Raw genomic sequence first — 3,565 nt, 5'->3', positions numbered from 1 at the left:
GGACGAACAGAAACAAGCGCTTACCTTCTGCTCTGTAGTTTATGTAACTCAGCCCTTTACCCCGTTCTGGGCGAGCGCTGTTTTGGCTCTGCCAATGAAACAGCGACTCGTTGATGGCGTAGTCGTGATAACGGGTAGTGGGGGAGAAGTGCTGTTCCGTTTTGTTCAAGGTCACGAACAGCAACTCGATATGTTGCTCTGCAATGACATAGACCCCTTCGCGAGCCGTGGGTTGCTGCGCGAAGGTGGTCGCGCCAAAGCCAACCAGCACCTGCTCTCTGGCATAGCGAGCATGCAGTTGCAGCGGATTACCGGGAAGGCTTGGCATGGCGCTTTGTTCGTGCTGCACCCGGTTGATCAGCATGGGTAACAGATCTGCCAGCTCGGCCCTTAACTCTGGTTGATTGAGTTGTTTCAGGCTGTGCGCCAAGGAGCTAAAGCCAGCAGTGGGGCCGCTCTGTTGCCAGAAGTCGTAATGGCACATCAAGGCCATACGTTCATCGTGTTCGGCCGTTAAGGTAAAGGCGTTTTCCACCAAGGTTTGTAAGAATTTCAAGTAATGGAGCGCATCGCAGCCCAATAGCCGGGTTTTGATGGCCCGGGTGTAGAGGGTCGACAGCTTCTCATCGCTCATTTCAGAAATGGTATGGTTGCTAGCCTGTTTGACCAAGGCGCTCCAGTTACCGCGCTTGTAGATCTCCTCAAGGCTGATGTGAGGGTAGAACTTCAAAAAGTTCGCCAGCGTCAGCGGTAAATCACAATCCAGTGAGAAACGGCGGATCAGGCCCATTAGGCGTGAGGTATTGAGGGTCGCCTTTTTGATATTGCTCAGAATTAACTCTTGGGTCTGTTTTGAGAGTTCGATGCGGCAGCCCAAGGGGGCGTGAGGGAAGCCCTGTTTGATCTCGTGGCTGATCGCCTTATTAGTTTTACCCACCAGTGCGCGGAATTTTTGGGCAAAGTCATACTCCGCATGGGCATTGCCAACAAAGTCCAACACGGTGCAGCACTCTTTATCGCTCGCCAGCCGCAGGCCGCGCCCTAATTGCTGCAAGAAGATAGTGAGGCTTTCCGTTGGTCGTAAAAACAGCAAGGTATCGACTTCCGGGATATCAACCCCTTCGTTGAAGATGTCCACCACGCAGAGAATATTGATAACCCCAGTGCGCAAATCTTGTTGTTTACTATGCCGCTCGTCTCGATTATCGCTGGTGAGGATGTCAGCCTTGATGCCCTTCAATAAAAATGCCTTGCACATAAAGTCGGCATGTTCACGGCTCACACAAAATGCCAGCGCTTTGATCTTGGTAATATCGGTGACGATCTCATTGAGGCTCTTGACTATTTTCTGTACCCGCTGCTGATTGTGGGTATAGATATTGGTGAGTTCAGTGATGTCATAACGGCCATTTTTCCAAGCCACTTGGCGCAAGTCAGTATCATCATCGATACCAAAATATTGGAACGGACAGAGATGGCGACGATTGATGGCCTCGGGCAAGCGGATCTCTGCTGCGATGACACCACAAAAGTCGGCAAGAATATCACCGCCATCATGGCGCTCTGGCGTTGCGGTTAATCCCAACAGAATGTGAGGTTCAAAGGCGGCGAGCAGACCGCGATAACTGGCCGCCGCAATATGGTGAACCTCATCAATGACGATGTAATCGAAATAATCTGGGCTAAGACGTAAATTAGCCAGCTGGTTATTCAAGGATTGCACCGAGGCAAATAGTTGACGGTAGTGGGTTGGCACGGCGCCGCCGACTAAGAGTTCGCCAAAATTGGATTGCTTGAGCACACCGCGGTACGAGGCTAATGCTTGGCGCAAGATCTCCTCTTTGTGGGCGACAAACAGGAACTTGGCGTCGGGTTTGGTTTTCAGAAAACGCGCAAAATCAAAAGCGGAGATCAGGGTTTTCCCTGTACCGGTGGCCGCAACCACCAAGTTACGGAAGCGCTGGTGTAAAGCGCGCTCCATCGCCAATTGTTCAAGGATCTCCAGTTGATGGGGAAACGGCGTGATATCAAAAAAATAGGCAGGGCTATTTTTGTCCCCATCCCCACGGGCCTCTTGCAGTGCATGCTGCAATTTTGTACGGCTTTCGAGCTTGCCATCAAACAGCTCAAAATCATCGGATTCCCAATAGGTTTCAAAGGTACTCAGGGATTTCTCGATAATATGAGGGATCTCTTGCGAGGTGATTTTTAGGTTCCACTCCAAGCCGCTGGTGAGGGCAGAGTGAGAGAGATTGGAGGAACCTATATAGCCGGTATGAAAGCCGGTATTTCGGCAAAAGAGATAGCTCTTGGCATGCAACCGCTCGCGCTGGGTGTTATAGCTGAGTTTAACTTCGGTATTTGGGAGGTTGGCTAAAAATTCAACTGCCTTGGCATCGGTCGCCCCCATATAAGAGGTAGTAATTACTTTTAATTGGCGGCCGCTGCGAGTGAACTCTTCCAGCTCATGACGGAAAATCCGGATTCCTGCCCATTTGATAAATGAGACCAGCCAGCAGATGCTATCTGCCGATAAAATTTCCCGTTTAATCTCCGACTCCATCGACAAACCCGCATTGCTGCCACAAAACAGTTCGCTCTGAGTGAGACCTGTCAGAGGGAAAATATCCTCGGCATATTGCTTTAAATTGGCGGAGATGGGGTTATCCAACTGGTAGAGTGCTGTCAGAATTTTTCCCTGACTATCGATGAGGTTCTCGCCAATAAAGTCTGGGTCTTGGGTGCGATCCTTTAGCCAAAGCAATAACTGGTTAGCCAGCTCAATCTGCCGTTGCAGCTGATCCTCTCCAGTTACCGAGCCCACCGCATATTCCAAAACCCGGCTCAGAAATCTGGATAACCAAACTGCCGCTTCGGCAGGCTCAAGTTGGCGTTCCCCCACGTAAAAGCGCTCGCGGTCGAGTCGAGATGTCAGCAGTTGAGTAATGAGCTGTTCATAAATACCGCATTGTTGCATCGCACTTTAGCCTTGAACGTTGTACATGTGGGTGGCGAGAAGAGTATCATTTTTTCCAACCAAATCAGTAAGCTGTTGTCGCCTGTTACTCGTTTGAAAATCGCCCCGGTTTTCGGTAATAAAGCCCGGCAGTGACAACCACAGGGAGGTGGTGATGGATCCGGTTTCCTATCTTTTTTCGGCTTATCTCAATCTGGTACAGCAGCAGGTTGCGGATATCTATGGCACTGAGGCCAAGACGCTGGTGGTGCAGTATGAGGGGGAGTCGGTCCCGTTCTCTTTTCAGCTGTGGCAGATCCAGCAGCCGAGCGTTTGTCGTCCCTACCAGCAGGATGTTCGGCGTTTTAGCCAGTGCACGGTCAAGGCGTCCGCCCTGTTTCACAAGCTGTGCGATGACTTGACCCGGCAGGATGACAGCAGTTGGCAACTGCCCAAATTTCGCACCATGTATTGCTCGGCAGCCGTCAGTTATCGGCCCCTTATCGCCGAAATAGGAGATGCCAAACAGAGTCCGGCCAAGCTGGCAGAGCGGGCTTGCAATCAGGCGATTCTGGCGGCGATGGATAGCGAAGATGAGACCCTGCAGGC

2 protein-coding genes are annotated in these 3,565 nt (G+C 51.2%); one reads left to right on the top strand and one right to left on the bottom strand.

The window, feature by feature from the left end; all coding sequences use genetic code 11:
• The coding region (locus AACS18_RS03295) for a DUF3427 domain-containing protein (RefSeq protein ID WP_108613689.1) at nucleotides 1-2,977 on the bottom strand (2,977 nt) is incomplete at its 3' end.
• A 154-nt stretch (nucleotides 2,978-3,131) separates the two neighbouring features.
• On the opposite strand from AACS18_RS03295, the gene AACS18_RS03290 reads away from it, so the two are divergent.
• On the top strand, nucleotides 3,132-3,565 hold a 434-nt coding region (locus AACS18_RS03290; protein ID WP_108613690.1), incomplete at its 3' end, for a hypothetical protein.

The sequence above is a fragment of the Aeromonas sp. HMWF015 genome, assembly GCF_963878965.1.
Classification (GTDB): Bacteria; Pseudomonadota; Gammaproteobacteria; order Enterobacterales; family Aeromonadaceae; genus Aeromonas; species Aeromonas veronii.
The sequence above is the reverse complement of the archived record's forward strand: the minus strand, read 5'-3'. Positions and strand labels throughout refer to the sequence as shown.